Source organism: Pseudomonas sp. WJP1, assembly GCF_028471945.1.
Classification (GTDB): Bacteria; Pseudomonadota; Gammaproteobacteria; order Pseudomonadales; family Pseudomonadaceae; genus Aquipseudomonas.
In genome coordinates this window covers 3,567,125-3,585,663 of sequence record NZ_CP110128.1, presented here as the reverse complement: position 1 = coordinate 3,585,663, position 18,539 = coordinate 3,567,125, and the positions used below count along the sequence as shown (strand labels likewise).

General features: G+C 60.5%; 17 protein-coding genes. 8 read left to right on the top strand and 9 right to left on the bottom strand.

The genetic code is table 11. The annotated features are described in order from the left end of the window. Positions 1-6 precede the first annotated feature (6 nt). Positions 7-1,341 (top strand): alanine racemase, encoded by a 1,335-nt coding sequence (locus OH720_RS16070; RefSeq protein ID WP_272601953.1) that lies wholly within the window; start codon positions 7-9, stop codon positions 1,339-1,341. Positions 1,342-1,354: 13 nt separating this feature from the next. Beyond that, positions 1,355-2,116, top strand: a complete 762-nt coding sequence (locus OH720_RS16065) for a maleate cis-trans isomerase family protein (protein ID WP_272601952.1) — start codon at positions 1,355-1,357, stop codon at positions 2,114-2,116. Here OH720_RS16065 and OH720_RS16060 read toward each other — a convergent pair whose 3' ends face one another. Then, positions 2,117-3,019, bottom strand: coding sequence for a LysR substrate-binding domain-containing protein (locus OH720_RS16060; protein WP_272601951.1), 903 nt, complete (start codon positions 3,017-3,019; stop codon positions 2,117-2,119). It abuts the gene before it with no gap. 162 nt (positions 3,020-3,181) lie between these two features. On the opposite strand from OH720_RS16060, the gene OH720_RS16055 reads away from it, so the two are divergent. From OH720_RS16055 to OH720_RS16040, 4 genes are all read left to right on the top strand, one after another. Further along, positions 3,182-3,673 carry a RidA family protein gene (locus OH720_RS16055; protein ID WP_272601950.1) on the top strand — a complete coding sequence of 164 codons (492 nt, stop codon included), beginning with the start codon at positions 3,182-3,184 and terminating at the stop codon, positions 3,671-3,673. Between the two features lie 33 nt (positions 3,674-3,706). Next, a complete protein-coding gene (locus tag OH720_RS16050; protein WP_272601949.1) occupies positions 3,707-5,092 on the top strand; it encodes an amidase family protein in 1,386 nt (461 codons plus the stop codon). Positions 5,093-5,167: 75 nt separating this feature from the next. Next, positions 5,168-5,953: an SDR family oxidoreductase gene (locus tag OH720_RS16045; protein ID WP_272601948.1), complete on the top strand. Its 786-nt coding sequence runs from the start codon at positions 5,168-5,170 to the stop codon at positions 5,951-5,953. 10 nt (positions 5,954-5,963) lie between these two features. After that, on the top strand, positions 5,964-6,659 hold the full coding sequence (locus tag OH720_RS16040) for a ribonuclease activity regulator RraA (protein ID WP_272601947.1): 696 nt from the start codon (positions 5,964-5,966) through the stop codon (positions 6,657-6,659). Positions 6,660-6,758: 99 nt separating this feature from the next. On the opposite strand, the gene OH720_RS16035 is transcribed toward OH720_RS16040, so the two are convergent. Further along, entirely contained in the window at positions 6,759-7,229 is a 471-nt protein-coding gene (locus tag OH720_RS16035; protein WP_272601946.1) for an Lrp/AsnC family transcriptional regulator, read from the bottom strand. 141 nt (positions 7,230-7,370) lie between these two features. Here OH720_RS16035 and OH720_RS16030 point away from each other — a divergent pair, with 141 nt between their 5' ends. Continuing rightward, positions 7,371-8,621 carry a Zn-dependent hydrolase gene (locus OH720_RS16030; RefSeq protein ID WP_272601945.1) on the top strand — a complete coding sequence of 417 codons (1,251 nt, stop codon included), beginning with the start codon at positions 7,371-7,373 and terminating at the stop codon, positions 8,619-8,621. A 47-nt stretch (positions 8,622-8,668) separates the two neighbouring features. After that, the gene (locus OH720_RS16025) at positions 8,669-9,895 is read left to right on the top strand and encodes a diaminopropionate ammonia-lyase (protein ID WP_272601944.1); all 1,227 of its coding nucleotides are present in this window, start codon (positions 8,669-8,671) and stop codon (positions 9,893-9,895) included. Here the strand turns inward: OH720_RS16025 and OH720_RS16020 are convergent. The 7 genes from OH720_RS16020 to OH720_RS15990 form a co-directional block, all read right to left on the bottom strand. After that, positions 9,892-10,758: a patatin-like phospholipase family protein gene (locus OH720_RS16020; RefSeq protein WP_272601943.1), complete on the bottom strand. Its 867-nt coding sequence runs from the start codon at positions 10,756-10,758 to the stop codon at positions 9,892-9,894. The genes OH720_RS16025 and OH720_RS16020 overlap by 4 nt on opposite strands. A gap of 81 nt (positions 10,759-10,839) precedes the next feature. Further along, positions 10,840-11,781, bottom strand: coding sequence for a cupin (locus OH720_RS16015; RefSeq protein WP_272601942.1), 942 nt, complete (start codon positions 11,779-11,781; stop codon positions 10,840-10,842). A 113-nt stretch (positions 11,782-11,894) separates the two neighbouring features. Beyond that, positions 11,895-13,211 (bottom strand): MFS transporter, encoded by a 1,317-nt coding sequence (locus tag OH720_RS16010; RefSeq protein ID WP_272601941.1) that lies wholly within the window; start codon positions 13,209-13,211, stop codon positions 11,895-11,897. A gap of 121 nt (positions 13,212-13,332) precedes the next feature. After that, positions 13,333-14,154, bottom strand: coding sequence for an enoyl-CoA hydratase (locus OH720_RS16005; RefSeq protein WP_272601940.1), 822 nt, complete (start codon positions 14,152-14,154; stop codon positions 13,333-13,335). Next, positions 14,151-15,590 carry an aldehyde dehydrogenase family protein gene (locus OH720_RS16000; RefSeq protein ID WP_272601939.1) on the bottom strand — a complete coding sequence of 480 codons (1,440 nt, stop codon included), beginning with the start codon at positions 15,588-15,590 and terminating at the stop codon, positions 14,151-14,153. Before OH720_RS16000 ends, OH720_RS16005 begins: the two co-directional genes overlap by 4 nt. Then, positions 15,587-16,381, bottom strand: a complete 795-nt coding sequence (locus OH720_RS15995; protein ID WP_272601938.1) for an enoyl-CoA hydratase/isomerase family protein — start codon at positions 16,379-16,381, stop codon at positions 15,587-15,589. Before OH720_RS15995 ends, OH720_RS16000 begins: the two co-directional genes overlap by 4 nt. Next, positions 16,378-18,468 (bottom strand): acetate--CoA ligase family protein, encoded by a 2,091-nt coding sequence (locus OH720_RS15990; protein ID WP_272601937.1) that lies wholly within the window; start codon positions 18,466-18,468, stop codon positions 16,378-16,380. Before OH720_RS15990 ends, OH720_RS15995 begins: the two co-directional genes overlap by 4 nt. Positions 18,469-18,539: the final 71 nt, after the last annotated feature.

Genomic DNA, 18,539 nt, shown 5'->3' with positions numbered 1-18,539 from the left:
ATGTGCATGAGTGAGCTATCCGCACGCCTGCCATTGGCGTTGACCCATGCCTTGCAGGCCATCGACGAACAAACGGTCGATGGCACCACCAAAGGCTTGCCGCCGGCGCTGTCGCCCATGGCCTTCGGTGACATTGGCAAGCAGGGCTGGAATGTGCTGCAGGAGGACACCGCGTTCCCCGTCGCAGTCCTGAAAAAATCAGCCCTGGCCGGCAATCGCGAATGGATGAAAGCCTTCTTGCGTACGACCGGCGCGCGCATTGCCCCGCACGTCAAGACAACCATGTCACCGCAGTTGTTCAGAAGCCAGCTGGAAGACGGTGCATGGGCGCTGACGGCGGCCACAGCCAATCAGGTCGCGGTATTGAGGGCGTTCGGTGTGCCGCGAATCCTGATTGCCAATCAACTGGTCGGCCGGCAGAACATTGCGCTGATTTACGATGAGTTGGAGCGGGCGCAAGGCGCTGAGTTGATAGTGATCGTCGACTCGATCGCCACGCTGGATGCGCTGATCCGAGGGGCCGAAGGCCGGGTACCGCGGCGCAAGCTCGGCGTATTGCTGGAAGTGGGTGCCCAGGGCGGCCGTACGGGTGTGCGTGATATGGCCGTCGCGGCAGAACTTGCGCAACGCATCGCATCAAGTCCGGTGGTGGAGCTGCGCGGCCTGGAGTCCTACGAAAGCGTGTTTCCCGGGTTGGCGGAGGAGGAAAAGCTGGGGCGTATTGAAGCGATGCTCGAAAGCATGCTGGCATTGGCCAGCGACTTTCTCCAGGCCGGATTTTTTGCGCCGGGGGAAGTGGTGCTGTCCAGTGGCGGCTCCGAGTATTTCGACGTCGTTGTGCAGCGCCTGAGTCAATGGCGCGCGCCTCAGGGCCAGGTCGTGGTGATCCGTAGCGGTTGCTATCTGGCCCACGATCACCTGGCCTACGCCCGCGCCTTCGACCGCCTGGTTGCCCGTACCCCAACGCTGGCCACCATAGCGCCTGCGCTGCAAGGCGGGCTCGAGGTCTGGGGCGTCGTGCAGTCCCGGCCGGAGCCGGACACATTGATTGTGACGGTAGGCAAGCGTGACATCAGTTTCGACTTCGAAATGCCGATCGCCCGCTTGCATTACACCCCCGCACTGGGCGCGGCACCGCAACCCTTGGGCGCGGACTACAAGGTGACCCGCCTCAACGACCAACACGCATTTGTGGAGTGCCACGCAGACTCCACGGTGAAGGTCGGTGACTTGATCGGTTTTGGCATTTCCCATCCGTGCACCACGTTCGACAAGTGGCAAGTGATCCTGCTGGTCGACGACCACTACAACGTTGAATCGGCCATTCGCACGTTCTTTTAAATCGGAGTTTCCCATGACTGTGCAGATAAACAGCGTCCAGATCGCCGCGCCCACTGGCCCGGCGTATGGCGAGCAGCTACGAATCGGCCTGATTGCACTGGCGGCAGACATTGCCATCGAGCGCGATTTTCACCGTTTGGCCGCGGACGACGACGTCAGCGTGTTCACCTCGCGCATTCGCCAGGGCGAGCCAAATTCGGAAGCGACCTTTCGCGCGTTTGAAGCCGACATACCCCAGGTTGCGCACCTGATCCTGCCCAATTCGCGGCTGGATGTCGTGGTGTTTGCGTGCACCGCGGCGTCGATGCTGATCGGCGCCGCGCAGATCGAAGCGGCGGTGCAACTGGGGCGTCCAGGCGTTGCAGTGACCAATCCGGCGACCGCTGTGACCGAGGCGCTGAGAGCGGTCGGTGCCCGTCGCATTGCGATACTCACGCCCTACACGCCATCGGTGACCGAGACGGCGGTGGCATTCATGCAGGGGCAGGGTTTTGAGGTGCACAGCGTGGCTTGCCTGGGTATCGACCTGGACGATACCCATGCGCGCATCAGCGAAGAAGTCCTCTACCAACAGGCGCTCGAACTGGACTGGAAGTCGGTGGATGCAATCTTCCTGTCCTGCACGGCCATTCGCTCATTGAACGTGATCGAGCGGCTGGAGCGCGCCACCGGCAAAGTGGTGATCACCAGCAATCAAGCAACGTTCTGGCATGCGTTGCGCCTGGGCAAGGCCAGCCCCTCGGTGCAAGGGTTTGGCCGTCTGTTCGAGTTCTGATCAGGAGTGTGCCGGCTGGCTGCCGGCACTTTTGACTTCCTTGAGCAGCCAGTCGCGAAAGGCAAGCACCGACGAACTCGGCACTTTGCGATGCAACAACAGGTAGTTGCCGTTGCACTTGACGCCAACGTCCGACAACACCACCAGGTTTTTCTGTTCGATATCGGCCCTGACCAGTTCGACCGGGCACAACGCGACGCCATGACCGGCGATGGCGGCAGTGCTCATCAAGTTGAAGTCTTCATAAATGATGCCGCCCAAAGGCGCCGCCAGATCCAGCCCGGCGGAGTGAAACCAGGCCGTCCAGATATTGCGGTCGTTGTCGTGCAGCAAGGGCACGCGGGCAATTTTTTCCGGCGTCGAGAGATCGCCGTAACGCGCTACGAACGAGGGACTGCACAACGGGCGAGACTCACCGGAAAACAACGGCACGCCCACTTCGCTCCCGGTGACAGGCGTTTCCTGGTAACGGATCAGTACATCACAGTCGGCGCGCATCTCATCGGTTTCATGGGGGGCGTAAATCACCCTGATGTCGATATCGGGATGAGCCGCCATGAATTTCGGAAGGCGCGGGATCAACCACCGTGACGCAAAGGAGGCCACTGAGGCGACCGCAATGGACCGGCCATTCTTGGCCCGGATCACGTCCTCGCAGAAGTTCTGGATTTGCTGGAACGCATCGGTCAACAGGTGTGAAAACTGCTCGCCGACCGGGGTCGGGACAACACCCCGGCCGACGCGCTGCAGCATGGGCACACCAAAATGATCTTCGAGTTGTTTGATCTGGTGACTGATAGCCGGATGCGTGACGTTCAGCTCCGCTGCGGCTTTGGTCACGCTGCGTAGACGAGCGGTGGCTTCGAACGCTCTGAGGCAGGCCAGCGGCGGAATCGTCGGCATTGGATGTCCCTCGAGTACGACGTTTAATCGTTAGTTTGATTTACAGGTTAGCTGAAAATTGTAACTTGTATCAAGGCTGTTATTCGTCGAATCTGCGGGTATGAAATCCGGCTCGGAAAGTTCAATAAGGTTTGCAGCTCGAGCGCAACTAATAATAACCAAGTGATTATTTTACTGGGAGTTCAAATGAATAACTCGGGTGCAATTTATGAGCGTATTTCAGCCGCCGGTATAGCGCTTGTTTCTCCGGGGAAACCGGCGGCCTCTTATGTTTCGTTTGTTCAAACCGGAAAACTTCTGTTTCTGTCCGGGCATGTTTCCAAGCGCGACGCAAAGCCCTGGGTTGGCCAACTGGGCAAGGACACTGATACCGAAACCGGCGTGCGTGCCGCTCGCGCCATCGCCATCGATGTGCTCGGAACGCTACAGGCCGCGACGGGCGATCTGGCGCGCATTGCCCGGATCGTCAAAGTGCTGTGCCTGGTGAACAGCACCGGCGAGTACACCGACCATCACATCGTCGCCAATGGTTTTTCCGATCTGTTGGAAGAAATCCTCGGCGAGTCGGGCAAGCACGCCAGGAGTGCGTTCGGTGTGGCGCAGATTCCGACCGGCGCCTGCGTCGAAGTTGAATTGATTGTCGAGCTGCACTGAAGCAAAAACCCGTGTGATAGAGGTATGGATACGATGGCGACATTGACTGAAACAGCAGCAGCCCTGGCGAAGGGAAGGGTGACCGCCGTCGAGTTGGTGGCCGCCGCGCTCATCCGTACCAGGGCGAGCGAGTATGTGTTCACCGAGCTCTTTGAAGAGCAGGCGATGGCGCAGGCACGTGCCGCTGATATCCGGCGGGCGAATCAATGTCAGTTGGGACCGTTGGATGGTGTGCCGTTCGCAGTGAAGGATTTGTTTGATGTTCGAGGCAGCAAGACGCTGCTCGGCTCCTTGACCCGGGTCGGCGAACCTGCCGCCACCGCCGATGCGACCGTTGTCGCTGCCATGAAGGCCCAAGGAATGATCGCGTTGGGGAAAACCGGCATGAACGAATTTGCGTTTTCGGGCCTCGGTCTGAACCCGAACTTCGGCACGCCTACGGCGGATTTTCCGGGTGTCGAACCCCGGGCGCCAGGCGGTTCCTCGTCGGGCTCGGCGGTGGCTGTGCAGAGGGGAATCGTCTGCGCCGCCATCGGTAGCGACACGGGTGGTTCGATCCGCGTGCCTGCCGCATTCAACGGTCTGGTGGGCTTCAAAAGCTCCCCCGAGCGTTATGACCTGGGCGGCGTCCATCCATTGGCACCAAGCCTGGACAGCCTCGGGCCAATGGCTCGCACCGTGAGGGACTGCGTGTTACTCGATGCCGCCATGCGCGGGCTGACCGATCCTTCGATAGAAGCGCGTTCGCTTTCCGGGAACCGGTTCGTGGTCGAGCAGGGTGTGCTTGACGATGCCCGACTGGCGCCGGCTGTACTGCAAAACCTGTTGCATTGCGTTGAACGATTGCGCGCGGCGGGCGCCTGGGTCGAATTCGCAATCCTCGACAGCGTTCAGCAGGTTCGGCAACTCATTGTTCGTGACGGCTGGCTTGGCGCCATCGAGGCATGGGAGCAACTGCGCGACGTGGTGCTGGGCCCGCAAGGGGCTCAAGTGGATCGTCGTGTCAGCGCAAGGCTGCACGTGGCCGCGAAGATTCCTGCCGAACGTGCCAGAACTATCAGGTCTGCCCGGGCCAGGTTGATCGCGTCCGTCGCTACGGAGCTGGATGGCGCGGTGCTGATCATGCCGACGGTGATGCACGTGGCGCCTTTATTGGCACCGCTTGAGCAGGACGATGAGCTGTTCACCGCCACGAATATCGCGACCCTGTCGCTGACCATGATCGGCAGCTTCCTGAACATGCCGGGGCTGGCCATGCCCTCCGGTACCGATGCTCAGGGGCTGCCGACTTCCATGCTGTTTTCTCTGCCCCAAGGACATGACGATGAATTACTCGCCTGCGGCCTGGCCATCGAACAAACCCTGCAGCCTGGCCAAGGCTGTGCATCTCAAACACTTGCTGCAAAGGCTCACACCTGAAGGCCCGCGTTCACCGAACAGGACTGGCGTGAGCATTCAAATCAATAACTCCAAAAAAGACTTGAAGAGGTAAGTATGGACCTGAAAATCAAGGGCAAAACGGCACTGGTCATGGGCGCGGGTGGAGGGCTTGGCGGAGTGATTTCGCAAACCCTGGCCGCAGAGGGGGCCAACGTGGTGGTGGCTGACATCAATCTCGATGCGGCGCGTGAAACACTCGATGTCATCGAATCGGCGGGCGGCAAGGGCATTGCGCTGGCGTGGGACCTGGGTGATCTGGCTCAGATCGACACCAACATGGCGTTGATCGAAGCGCAATTCGGTGGCGTCGACATCCTGGTCAATAACACTGGCGGTCCACCACCCACGCCGGTCTCCGGCCAGGACCCGGCCCTGTGGCTCAAGCAGTTTCAAGCCATGGTGTTGTCGGTCATTGCCATCACCGATCGGGTGTTGCCGGGTATGCGCGAGCGCCAGTGGGGGCGGATCGTCACCAGCGCCTCGTCCGGTGTCGTGGCGCCGATTGCCAATCTCGGCATTTCCAATGCACTTCGCCTGTCCCTGGTGGGTTGGTCAAAGACGCTGGCTCGCGAAGTCGCTCGCGATGGCATCACCACCAACATCATTCTGCCGGGACGCATCGCCACGGCGCGGATTCATTTTCTCGACGATAAAAAGGCCGAACGGGAAGGGCGCAGCGTCGAAGACGTGCGGCAGGAAAGTACGGAGTCGATTCCTGTCGGCCGCTACGGTGATCCGCAGGAGTACGCCGATACCGTCGCGTTTCTGGCCAGCGGGCCTGCCTCTTACATCACCGGTTCTGTCATCCGTGTGGATGGTGGACTGATTCCGAGCATTTAAGGAGAACGCCATGAGCCTCGATCCATCGATCAAAGAAATCCTCGGTGGCATCTCCACCGCCACACTGACCACGGTGCTGTTGAAGAAAGGGCTGCGCAATGTATGGCTGCGCGGCACCCGGCCGCTCCAACCCGGGCAACCACGGATTGTGGGGCGCGCCTTCACGTTACGTTTTGTGCCTGCACGTGAAGACCTGGCGACGCCGGAGTCCTGGTCGTCACCGATTTCCACGCGGGCCGCCATCGAAGCCATGCCCGAAGGCTGCGTGGCCGTGGTGGATGCCATGGGGGTGACTGACGCGGGTATCTTCGGCGATATCCTCTGCGCGCGGATGCAGCAGCGCGGCGTGGCGGCATTGGTCACCGATGGCGTGATTCGAGACGTCGCCGGCGTGCGTGACACGCACTTGCCGGTCTGGTGCCAAGGCGTCGCCGCGCCGCCATCGGTGGCGGGACTGACGTTTGTGAACTGGCAGGAAGCGATTTCCTGTGGCGGCGTGGCCGTCTTCCCTGACGATGTGATCGTGGTGGATGACGATGGCGCGGTGTTGATTCCCAAAGCGCTACTGGAAGAAATAGTCGTAGTGGCTGCCGAACAGGAGCGGCTCGAAAACTGGATCATGCGTCAGGTTCAGGATGGCGCAACGTTACCGGGGCTGTATCCGCCCAATGCGCAGAATAAAGCTCGGTACGAAGCTGAGCGCTAGTGCGCAACAAGCGGTTACCAGAATATCCGGTAACCGCTTTTTTGGTCTTTGATGGAAACTTCGCAAGGGAATGTCCGAATCGTCGCCTTTGTATCGCACTCAATCACGAGACATCGTGGGAACAAAAAGGCCGGATTTCACGGTGCTCATGGACACCAGGGTCTTGAAACGCTTGACGTTATTGCCCTCGAAAAACAGCTCGCGCGTCAGCTGTGTGTATTGCTCCATGTTTTTCACCAGCATGATCAGGACGAAGTCGCACTCGCCGGCGACGTAGTAGCACTGCTGAACCTGCGGGCATGCAAGAAAGGTTCGTTTCATGCTGTCGAGCCTGTCCAGGCGCTCGTCGTCAACTTCCACCGCCGCAATCACGGTAAGCGAATATCCCACCTCAACGGGATTGATCTGCGCGACCGTGCCTACGATCACCCCGTCGACAGCCATCTTCTTCAATCGCCTGTTCACCGCAGCTGAGGAGAGGTTTACCTGGGCGCCCAAGTCCTGCTGGGAAGTGTTGGCATCCCGTTGAATGGCATCCAGGAGAGCAAGGTCAAAATGATCGAGGCTCATGCGTTCAGTCCATAAAAGTGCAGCGAATGGCAGATAATGCAATAAAAGTTCATCTGAAGGATTAAAGTCAACGTTTTACTACGCGATAGGGTAATAAAATTTTCATCAATGAAGGCCTTGCCCCCCATTGAGGAGAATTTGATGAGCGTGCTACCTGATGTACGGCTGAACGGCCCTCTGTTGATTGAGCAAATTCGAGTGCTGGGTGAGCTGGGGGCAGATCCAGTAGACGGAGGGCGTACCCGCATCGCACTCACGGATTCGGAAAAAGCCGGGCGCGATCGGGTGGTGGCCTGGATGCGCGAGCTTGATCTCGATGTTCAGATTGACCGTATCGGCAACATCTTCGGCACGTTGCGATCGCCGAGCGACCAGGGTGACCAACGCCCTCTCATGATGGGCTCGCACATCGACACTGTTACCAACGCGGGCGCACTGGACGGTTGCTATGGCGTGCTGGCAGGTCTTGCTGTCCTGCGTGCTTACCGGGATGCGGGTGCTGTGCCGCAGCGTTCAATCACAGTAGGCGCCTTTACCAACGAGGAAGGTGTCCGGTACCAGCCGGACATGATGGGGTCGCTGGTGTACGCCGGGGGCATGGCGGTTGAAGAGGCCCTTGCAACCATCGGCACCGATGGGACGCGCCTTGGCGATGAGCTCGAGCGGATTGGCTACGCGGGTTCCCTGGAGACTGGTGCCATCGTGCCCCACGAGTACATCGAGCTGCACATCGAGCAGGGGCCGATCCTCGAAGCCGAAAATACCTTGATTGGTGTTGTTGAGAACCTTCAGGGCATTTCCTGGCAACAGGTGCAAGTGAAGGGCAACGCCAACCACGCAGGCACCACACCGACGCGCCTGCGCCATGACGCGGGCTTTGTCGCGAGCTCCATCGTTGCAGAGCTGCGTGCGATCGCTGTCGAAGGAGAGTCGACGCTTGCAACCGTCGGTTGCATGAAGTTCGAACCCAACGTGATCAATGTCATTCCGCGCAAGGCCACGTTCACTGTTGATCTGCGCGATCCCGATGAGACCAGGCTCGTCAACGCCGAAACCCGTCTGGCGGATTACCTGGCTGCCATTGCCCAGCGTGAAGGCGTGACCATCACCACCGAGCGCCTGGTTCGTTTCCAGCCGGTGATCTTCAATGCCGGTCTCGCCGACGAAATTGAGGCTTGCGCGCGGCGCTTGGGTTTGTCTCATCTAAGGATGACCTCAGGTGCAGGCCATGACGCCCAGATGATCGCCCGCATCGCTCCGGCTGCAATGATCTTCGTCCCCAGCCGCGGTGGAATCAGTCACAACCCTCGTGAACACACCGATGACGATCAGTTGATCCAGGGGGCGCAAGTGTTGCTCGACGTCGTTAGTCGTCGACTCAGCGCCTCCTGAATTTTTTCCTCGCCAATCATTGCCTGTTTAACGGAGTACCAACGCCGATGTTTATCGCCAATCCCAATGTGACCCGTCAGCCGTATCCCAAATCGCTGAAGGATGTCATGAGCGTTGAAAAGGCCAACGAGAGCCGTCAGTGGCTGTCCCGGTGGTCTCGATTGAACCCGGCCGGAACGCCTCTCTACTCGCTGCCAGACCTTGCCGAAGATCTGGGTGTCGAACAGATCCTGGTGAAGGACGAGTCCGAGCGCTCGGTGTTGGGCAGCTTCAAGGCGTTGGGCGCGCCGATTGCCCTGGTGCGCTTGATCCTCAGGACCTTCCCCGACCAGTGCTTCGTGCCGCACGATCTGTTGGAGGGCAAGCACGCCGATGCATTGGCGCATTTCACTGTCATCAGTGCGACTGACGGCAACCATGGCCGGGCTCTTGCGGCGGCGGCTCAAAGCATCGGCTGCCGCTGCGTCATTGTGTTGCACGCCAATGTCAGCGTTGAGCGAGAAGAAGCCATTGCGGCGTACGGTGCGCAAATCGTTCGAGTCACCGGGAATTACGATGAGTCAGTGGAGAAGGCCGCTTCGCTCGCGGCCGAGCATGACTGGATCGTCGTCTCCGACACCTCCTATGAAGGGTACGAGGTGATCCCGCGCGACGTGATGCAAGGCTACGGCACCCTCGCGGCGGAAGTCATCGAGTCGTTGAAGGCGGGTGATACCCAGACTCCGCCATTTACCCATGTGTTCCTGCAGGGCGGCGTCGGCGGGCTTGCCGCTGGCATCGCGAGCTACCTGTGGGAGTGGTACGGCGAGCGGCGACCGGTCTTCGTCGTGGTAGAGCCGCAGCAAGCGGATTGTCTCTACCAAAGCGCATTGGCGGGTAGGGCGGCTAAAGCCACAGGCTCGGTTGATTCGGTCATGGCAGGTCTGGCGTGCGGAGAAACCTCCCCGCTGGCCTGGCGCTTTTTGCAGCCCTGTATCGATTTCTTCATGACCATCGATGACACCGAGGCGCTAGTGGCGATGCGTCGCCTGGCGGCTGGCAGTGCCCGTGACATTCCGCTTGTGGCAGGCGAGTCGGCAGTGGCAGGGCTGGCGGGTCTCATGCACCTGGTTTACTCAGGCGCGAATGCCGCCGACATGGGCATCAATGAAGAGTCGCGGATCCTGTTCATCAGTACCGAAGGTGCAACCGCGCCTGGTCTTTACGCCGATCTCCTGGGCGAGACGCATACCGGCGTCCTGAGGCGTCAAAAAGCCTGGTCGGTTGCCATTTAATGCTCATGGGCATGTGAATGGAGAGTCAGGGCACCCGGTACCTTGGTGCGTTCGAGCCCCCCACGTTCCAGCCACCGCAGGGTTTGCTCATAGGCGCGCTGCAGCAAGGACTCGGTCTGGTCAAAGTTGAACACCGAGACATCCACAGGGCACAAGGGCGGGACGATGTGCAGGCTGGTGAGCGTGCGGAAGTGTTCGATGTCGCTCACCAGCTGGCGCATGCTCATCAGATTGACGGTGTGCAGGGCCAGGGCGACCAGGCCTCGGGGCGGTTGTGTCAGGGCGCAACTCACGCCAGTGGGGATGACCACGACGTTGGTGGCGCCCAGGGCGACGGCAGTCGAAATGGGCGTATTGCTGGCCACGCCGCCGTCAACCAGGTACCGGTCGGCGATTTGTACGCAGGGGAACACCAGCGGGATTGCCGCGCTGGCCAGTAGCGCCTGCTCGAGTTCGCCACTGGACAGAACGGCCTCGGCACCACTGAGCAAGTCGGTGGTGACGATGTGCAGGGGTAGCACGGCGTCCTCGATACGATGAATGGGCAGTGCCTGACCCAGCAATCGGTGCAAGGCCGCCGGCTGCAACAGAAAGCCACGCCGTTTGATCAGTCCTCTACAGGTATCAAGCCAGGAGAGGGGAAAGATGTCGTTTTTACACAGCCTGCGCCAGAACCCGGCGAGTGCCTCGACACCATCGGAATCGGGCCGTGCGGCAAAGTAGGCACCGTTGATGGCGCCTACCGAAGCGCCGACCACCATGTCGAATCGAACATTGGCCTCGACCAAGGCCCGCAACATACCCACCTGCACCGCACCCAGGCTGCCGCCGCCAGCGAATACGATTGCGGTCTTGTTGGCCATGGTCGAGTCTCGGGGCACAAATGTATCGAATGAGTGTAGCTGACGGGGCTGCGTTACCGGCCAACCCGACTTTTGCCAGACTCAGCTGAAACGAATGTCCAGTGAGCGAAGATGGGTCTGCAACCCGGCATCCTGGATGGGGATCAAAAATGCTTCTTGATCCGACTCGTTGAAATGCGCGTGCCAGTAGCCCGGAGGGGTCACGAATGCCAACCCGGGTGCCCAGTCCACCCGAACAGGATTGCGTATCTGGCCGTCAGCCTCCAGTTCAGTCCCCACCAGTGAGTAGCAACCCGCTGGGCAGTCGATGATGAAATCCAGTGCAATGGACTGGTGCCTATGCGGCTTCTGGATCGAACCCGCAGGGAGAATGCCGTACATGGCCCAAAGCACGTGGGTCACGGTCCTGGTTTGCGGAAAATTACGATTGCCCAGCAAGATGCTGATACGGCTACGATCTTGAGCGCGCGGGTCATTCGCCGCTTCACGCAGCTTCGCGTTGGCGGTCTGCGCCGGATACAAGGTTGGCGCGAACCGATCGATGCTGCCAGTGACACCCAGGTAACGCAGCAGGGGCTCGTCATGCACATAGTAGAGGCGAGCATCCTCAGTGGCGCTGAAGCGGGTGTGCAGAAGACCTGGCAACGCAATGAAGCAGCCTTTGGACCATTCAATGACGTGTTCACCCTGAATCACCTTGCCTGCGCCGGCAATCACATAAAAAACCTGTGAGGTGGCATTGGGCTGGAGTGTAAGGCTGTCACCCGCATTGAGACGGATGAAGTTTGCGCACAGGCCCGGCCCTGTTGCAGGACCTTCACAGCCCAGGGCATCGCTCAGGTCCAGCGGTACAACCCGCGATGGCCCGCTGTCATAGAGTGTCGCCGCAAAGCTGTGGTATGGAATTCGGCTGATGAGGTTGGCGCTGATCGGGTTCGCTGCCTTGCTGTACTCGAAGTATTCGGCTTCCCGTTCGCTTGCCTGCATTGCGTCAGCTGCATCACGGTTGAGTGGGTTGTTCATGGTCATCTCTGGTTGAAGATCCGCACGGGCAACAACGCCCGTGCGGGATGAGAAGGGAGCGCCGCTTGTGCTGGATTCAATCCCGGAAGCTGCGACGGGTGACTTATAGGGGCTTATCGGTTGACCAATTTGGCGGGCACGAACACCAGGATGATCATGGCCGACAGGAACACGCAGGCAGCGACGATCACCAGGCCCGTCGTCATCGATTGCGTCAGGTCCCTGAGGGCTCCGAGCAACGCAGGGCCGGCGAAACTCGCCAGGTTGCCGGTGGAGTTGATCAGCGCAATGCCGGCGGCTGCGCCTGCACCGCCCAGGAAGGACGTTGGCAATGCCCAGAACATGGGCAGCGAGGTGATGATCCCGGCCGTTGCGATGACCAGGCCGGTAATGGCCAGCCAAGGGGTCAACGGGAAGAACGCGCAGATCAGAAAGCCCGGTACTGCCACCAGCAATGGAATCACCGCATGCCACCGACGCTCGCGGTGGCGATCAGAGCTTTTACCGGCCAAATACATGCCCAGGAGGGCTGCCAGATAGGGCACTGCCGAAATGATCCCGATCATCCTGGGATCGGTGATACCCGAGTTGCTGATGATGCTGGGCTGCCAGAAGCCGATGGTGCTCGTCCCCATGACCAGTAAAAACAGGATCGCGCACATCAGCCACACTCTGCCGCCAAGCAGGCCCTGGCGCACCGTACTGTGTGTCTTGGTGCTGTTGTCGTTGCTGATTTCCCCAGCTACCAGTGTTCTTTCCTCGTCGCTCAGCCATTTGGCGTCGGCGACTTTATCGGTCAGGAAAAACATCACCACGAACCCCAGTATCAGTGCAGGCGCAGCTTCGATGATGAACAGCCATTGCCACCCCGCCAGGCCGTGCACATCGTTCATGGTGTGCAGGATATAGCCCGATACCAGGCCGCTGAGGATGCCGGAGACCGGATTGCCCGCCATCAGGAACGCAACCATCTTGCCCCGACGATGAGCAGGGAACCAAAGGGTGAGATAGAGCACTATGCCTGGGAAAAAGCCTGCTTCGGCAATACCCAGGAAGAAGCGCGCGATGTAGAACTGCATCGGTGTCTGCACCAGTGCAGTCGCCGCCGAGATCAGCGACCAGGTGATCATGATGCGAGCGATCCAGCGCCGCGCCCCGACCCGGTGCAGGATCATGTTGCTGGGCACTTCGGCGAAGAAATAGCCAATGAAGAACACACCGGCACCCAGGCCATACACCGCGTTGCTGAAGGACAGGTCGTTGAGCATGGTCAACTTGGCGAAGCCGACGTTGATCCGGTCCAGGTAACTGACGACGTAGCAAAGGAACAGCAATGGCATGAATCGCCACATGACCTTCTTGAACGTAGAGTCGGCGAGGGCAGGGACGTGCTCGCCGGTGTGTTGCTGCGCTGTATTGAGAGTAGTCATCGCTGACTCCTTGTTATTGTTATGGAGTGCTCGTGATATCAAAGGCCGTGTGATCGTCAGCGCAACGGTCCAAGCTTTGCTCCGCTGACGATTGTCGCAGCTCTGCTGTGATTCGGGCTGATCAGGTGCCGCTGAAACGCGCCGGTCGTCGCTCCATGAAGTGCGCCACGCCTTCTTTGAAGTCGTCGCTCTGGATGCTCAGGAACATTTCCCGGTTAGCCTGCGCGATGTTTTCCGTGAGTGTCTGGAAAGGCGATTCGCCCAGCTGCTGCTTGATGACGCGCACAGAGCGGGGCGAGACATTGATTGCCAGGTCTTCGGCGTAGGCCAATGTTTGCTCCAGCAAGCTGTCTGGCGAAAACAGCCGGTTGACCAGCCCCATGCCCAATGCCTCGTGCGCCGTTACCTTGCGCGAAGAGAGCAGCAAGTCCGCGGCGTGGCCTGGCCCGACAATACGCGGCAGCAGCCAGGCAATGCCGTGTTCGGCAATCAGCCCACGCTTGGCGAAAGCCGTGGAAAACACCGCCGTTTCACTGGCGAAACGCATGTCGCTGTACAGGGCCAGGACCAACCCCAGCCCGGCGGCTGCGCCGTTGATCGCGCTGATGATGGGTTTGCGCACGCCAGGAAAATACGAATAACGGCTTTGATAGTCGGCGCGCCGGTTCATGTCGTAGGCACGCATCCAGGCCATTTCACTGATGTCATCGGGTGGCAGCACCTCAAGTTCATCGATGTCCATGCCGGCGCAGAATGCCCGACCGTTGCCGGTCAGCACGATGACCCGAACGCTGTCGTCGCGATCCAGTTGGGCAAAGGCTTCACGCAGTTCAGCCTCCATCACCTTGGTCAGTGCATTCATTTTATCCGGGCGCATCAGTGTCACCACCGCAACGTGCTCGCGGGCACCGAAGCGGCTGAGTTCGATTTGCTTGAAGCTCATGATTTTTCCCTCGCACTGCTCACGGGCATTTGAATGGCGCGTATCTCGATAAACTCCTCGATGCCGTACTTCCCGCCTTCACGGCCAAGACCCGAATCACCGAAGCCTCCGAAGGGGGCTGCCGGGTTATACGGCGCGCCATTGACGTCGACCTGACCTGCGCGCAATTGACGGGCGAGTTTTAGCGCATGATCGATCTGGCCTGCCCACACGGCAGCGGCCAGGCCATAGGCCGTGCTATTGGCCATTTCGATGGCTTGCTGTTCGTTTTCGTAGGTGATGACACTCAGTACCGGACCAAACACTTCCTGTTGCGCCAGCGTTGACTGAGGCGGGACTCGCCCGAAAATCGTCGGCGCAATGAAGTAACCGTTGGCAGGCACCTGTGCCTGGCTGCCACCGGCAATCAGGTCCAGGCCTTCAGACTCACCCAGGGCGATCATCGCGTGAACGCGATCGCGATGCGCCGCTGACACCAAAGGGCCCATGCGTGTGGCTGGATCCCGCGGGTCGCCTAACGTCAGGCGCGTCACGGCGTCAGCGAGCAAGGCGCGATAGGTGGGGTACAACTCGATTGGTACGAGTAGGCGGGTCAGCGAGTTGCACGATTGGCCCGAGTTCAGGAAGCACGACCCGACCACTTGGCGTACCACGCTTTCAGCGGGGGCATCGGCGGTGGCGATACAGGCCGATTTACCCCCCAGTTCCAGGGACACACGCTTCAAGGCCTGGCCTGCCGATGCGGCAATACGTCGGCCCACTGCCGTCGAACCGGTGAACGACAGCAAGGCGACATCCGGATGATCGACCAGTGCCTGACCGGTTTTGGCATCCCCCATGACAATGTTCAGTACGCCTTTGGGCAAGCCTGCGGCCAGTGCGGCCTCACCCAATGCACGAGCGGTACAAGGTGCCAGTTCGGATGGCTTGAGTACCACGGTGCAACCGGCGACCAAGGCAGCGGCAATCTTGGCGGTCATCTGGTGCAACGGGTAGTTCCACGGCGTGATCGCACCGACGACGCCTACCGGGACGTGGTTGAGGATGGAGTGCCCGAGCGGGGTGTCCGCCAGGCACTCGCCTGCAAGGTCAGCCGTTGCGCGCCAGGCCAGGATCGGCGCCTGCACCTGTATCCGCTGCGATAGCTTGAGTGGCATGCCAACTTCCGCGGCGACGCCTTGCGCAAGCTGCTCGACCTGTTCTTCCAATTGATTGGCGATACCGCGCAGGTAGTCTGCACGCGTGCTGACGGGCAATGTCGACCAGGACGCAAAGGCGTTTTTTGCCGCCCGGACGGCGCGGTGGATTTCTTCGCTGGTGCCATGGGCGACGTGGCCCAGTTCAGCTGCGCTGGCGGAATCGTGGATAGTGGTGCTTTCGGCTGATTGCGCCGCCGTCCAGGTTCCATCGATCAGGTGATGTTGATAGGCAGTCATTGTTGGGTTCCTTTGCGTGCACGCGCGTCTATAAACGCGCTCATCGAGGCTTGTGGTTCGCCGCTGGCGTAGCATTCAAGCTGGGCGCGAATGCCAGCGGTGCAGGCATCGTCAAAGCCCGGCTGAGTCAGCGCGCGAAAGCGTTGTTTGGATAAACGGATGGCAGTTTCGGGGAGTTGTGCCAACGTGCGGGCGCGTGCCAAGGCCGCGCCAAGCACATCCGAGCCATCAAGCTCGGTGACCAGGCCCATCTCATAAGCACGTTGCCCGCTGACCAGTTCACCGGACACAGACAGCTGTGTGTTGTGGGTCAGGCCAACGTGCAATGACAGCAAATAGGAGCCGACGATGCTGGCCAGGCCGGCTTTGACTTCCGGTTGACCGATCCGGGCATCAGGCGAGGCGATCCGCCAGTCGCCACAGAGTGCCAGTTGCATGCCGGCGCCGGCGGCGACGCCGTTGATGGCCACCACGCAGGGTTTGTCCAGGTCGCGTACGGCCTGGTACATGGCGCGTTGCGCGTTCAGCCACGGCGCAATCTGCTTCCAGTCGACGGCACTGGCCTCTTCTAGATCCTGGCCAGCACAAAACGCCCGGTCACCGGCACCGGTCAGGACGAGCGCCTTGACGCCCGAATCGCGATTAAGCTGCTCCAGCGTATCGATCAATGCACTGCGCAGGGTTTGATTGACGGCATTCAGATTGGCCGGGCGATTGAGTGTGACCAGTGCAACTTGATCCTTGATTTCCACCAGGACGCTGCGCGGTTGATCGAGATGACTGAGGTTCATGGCGCCTCCCGGTATTCGATAACGGCGTCGACGGCCACCACACCTTCGGCCAGCACCATGACCGGGTTGACGTCGACGCTCAGCAGGTTGGCCTGGTGTTGAAGGGCGAAATTACCCAGTGCCACAGCCGCTCGGGCCAGGGCCTCGACATCGAGTGCCGGCTGACCGCGAGCGCCCTTGAGCACAGGGGCGATGCGCAGACGACTGATCGCCTCTTGAGCCTGCGATTGCGTGAAGGGGGCGAGCAACGAAACGCTGTCCTGGCGAATCTCGACCAGGGTTCCACCTTCACCGATCACCACCAGCGGGCCGAACAAGGGATCGACGACGACGCCCAGCATGAATTCATGCAAGCCCTTGACCGAACGGGCCACGATCAGCTGTCCATGGGGGACACCCAGTTTGTCCAGTGCACCCAGGCACAGACGCGCCGCCTCTTGCGCCGCTTGCGGGTCGGCGAGATTCAGATGAACCAGGCCATGTTCGCTCTTGTGCGGGACCTGCGCTGCGCAGCCCTTGATGACGACGCGGCCACCGAAACTGGCGGCGATGCGCGCGGCGCTTTCCGGGTCATGGCACACCTGGTGCTCGACGACCGGCACGCCAGCATCCGCCAGCAGTTTCAGGCTGACAGCCTCATCAAGCAGGCCGTTATGCGTGCCGGGTGTCGCGGCTGGCTGGGCGGGCAGGGGAGAACCTTGCCATTGGCAATGCCGGGCATACTGACGAAGCGCGGCTACCGCATCGCTTTCATTGCGAAAGCTCGGCACACCCGCTTGCTGGAAATGTGCGCGAACATCGGCCTGCGGCGCGGTCATGACCACGGGCTTGCCCGTCTGGTGCATGAACCGGGCGGTGGTGTGTGCCAGTCCTGGCACGTCGTAACCCGGGCCGGCCACGGGAATCCCGATGAGAAACATGTCCGCCTGCGGGTCATCGCCAAGCGTTTTCAGGACGGCAGGAAACATGGCGCCGTTGCCGAGCAGCGCCGCGGTGAGATCCAGCGGGTTTGCCGCGCTGGCAAAGTCAGGAATCAAGCCTTTCAAGCGCTCAGTGGTCGGCAAGGCCAGTTCGGTCAGTGGCAGTCCGACACGTTCAGCGGCATCGGCGCACAGCACCCCCACTGCGCCGCTGTGACTCATTACCACGGTCCGCCCGGCTCCGGGAGCAAAGCCACTCAGGTATAGACTTGCTGCGTTGACCAGTTCGTGAATGTCGTGGGCACGCCAGATGCCGTGCTTTTCGAGGAAGGCATCGAGGGCGCCATCCTGACCCACCATGGCTCCGGTGTGGGAGGCTGCGGCGGCAGCGCCCTTGTTGCTCACGCCACCCTTGAGAAGCACGATGTGGGTACCGTTTTGTCGGGCAATCCGGGCGGCCTCGGCCAGCAGCTGCGGATTGGAAACGGTTTCCACGTAGACCAGGATCAGGCGAATGTACGGGTCGTCCACCAGCAGCCGGGTCAGCTCCGAAACGCCCAGGTCCGCGTCATTGCCGGTGGCGGCCAGGTAGCGCACGCCGTAACCCTGTTCACGCAGCATCGCATAAGGCATGACGCTCGCCGCGCCACTTTGACTGACAATCGCGATAGGCCCGTCCGCCGGGGGCACTTCCATGAACATGGTGCTGAAATTCAGCACCGCACCGTTGGCAAAGTTGGCGAAGCCCTGAGCGTTGGGCCCCATCAGGCGCATGCCATGCAGGCGGGCAAATTCCACCAGTTCATTTTGCAATTGGCGACCGCTCTCGCCCGTCTCGGCAAAGCCTGAGGCCATGACCACCACGGTTTCGACGCCGAGCTTCGCACAGGCCTTGATGGCTTCTACGGCCGCCAGACCCGACACGGCGATAATGGCCGCCTGCGGGACAACGTCGAGCGCGGCCAGATCAGCATGGCAGGGCAATCCTTGAACCGACTCGCGCTTGGGATTGATGGGCAGGATGCGGCCGGCGTAACCGAACTTGCGCAGGTAGTGAATGGGCCGGCCACCCACTTTGTTTGGGTCGTCCGACGCGCCAATGATCGCGACGCTTGAAGGGTCGAACAGCGACAGCGCTGTTGAACCGATTTTCTTGTTATGGGCCATGGTGGGCTCTCGATTCTGAGGGTTGGCTTCAGGTCTGGAATCAAGTCTATGGAGAGGAGGGAGTATGCAGA

Excerpts from the sequence above, each read along its gene's own strand:
- OH720_RS16070 (WP_272601953.1), top strand. The coding sequence starts at position 7 with ATGAGTGAGCTATCCGCACGCCTGCCATTGGCGTTGACCCATGCCTTG.
- OH720_RS16065 (WP_272601952.1), top strand. The coding sequence starts at position 1,355 with ATGACTGTGCAGATAAACAGCGTCCAGATCGCCGCGCCCACTGGCCCG.
- OH720_RS16060 (WP_272601951.1), bottom strand. The coding sequence starts at position 3,019 with ATGCCGACGATTCCGCCGCTGGCCTGCCTCAGAGCGTTCGAAGCCACC.
- OH720_RS16050 (WP_272601949.1), top strand. The coding sequence starts at position 3,707 with ATGGCGACATTGACTGAAACAGCAGCAGCCCTGGCGAAGGGAAGGGTG.
- OH720_RS16045 (WP_272601948.1), top strand. The coding sequence starts at position 5,168 with ATGGACCTGAAAATCAAGGGCAAAACGGCACTGGTCATGGGCGCGGGT.
- OH720_RS16040 (WP_272601947.1), top strand. The coding sequence starts at position 5,964 with ATGAGCCTCGATCCATCGATCAAAGAAATCCTCGGTGGCATCTCCACC.
- OH720_RS16035 (WP_272601946.1), bottom strand. The coding sequence starts at position 7,229 with ATGAGCCTCGATCATTTTGACCTTGCTCTCCTGGATGCCATTCAACGG.
- OH720_RS16030 (WP_272601945.1), top strand. The coding sequence starts at position 7,371 with ATGAGCGTGCTACCTGATGTACGGCTGAACGGCCCTCTGTTGATTGAG.
- OH720_RS16025 (WP_272601944.1), top strand. The coding sequence starts at position 8,669 with ATGTTTATCGCCAATCCCAATGTGACCCGTCAGCCGTATCCCAAATCG.
- OH720_RS16020 (WP_272601943.1), bottom strand. The coding sequence starts at position 10,758 with ATGGCCAACAAGACCGCAATCGTATTCGCTGGCGGCGGCAGCCTGGGT.
- OH720_RS16015 (WP_272601942.1), bottom strand. The coding sequence starts at position 11,781 with ATGAACAACCCACTCAACCGTGATGCAGCTGACGCAATGCAGGCAAGC.
- OH720_RS16010 (WP_272601941.1), bottom strand. The coding sequence starts at position 13,211 with ATGACTACTCTCAATACAGCGCAGCAACACACCGGCGAGCACGTCCCT.
- OH720_RS16005 (WP_272601940.1), bottom strand. The coding sequence starts at position 14,154 with ATGAGCTTCAAGCAAATCGAACTCAGCCGCTTCGGTGCCCGCGAGCAC.
- OH720_RS16000 (WP_272601939.1), bottom strand. The coding sequence starts at position 15,590 with ATGACTGCCTATCAACATCACCTGATCGATGGAACCTGGACGGCGGCG.
- OH720_RS15995 (WP_272601938.1), bottom strand. The coding sequence starts at position 16,381 with ATGAACCTCAGTCATCTCGATCAACCGCGCAGCGTCCTGGTGGAAATC.
- OH720_RS15990 (WP_272601937.1), bottom strand. The coding sequence starts at position 18,468 with ATGGCCCATAACAAGAAAATCGGTTCAACAGCGCTGTCGCTGTTCGAC.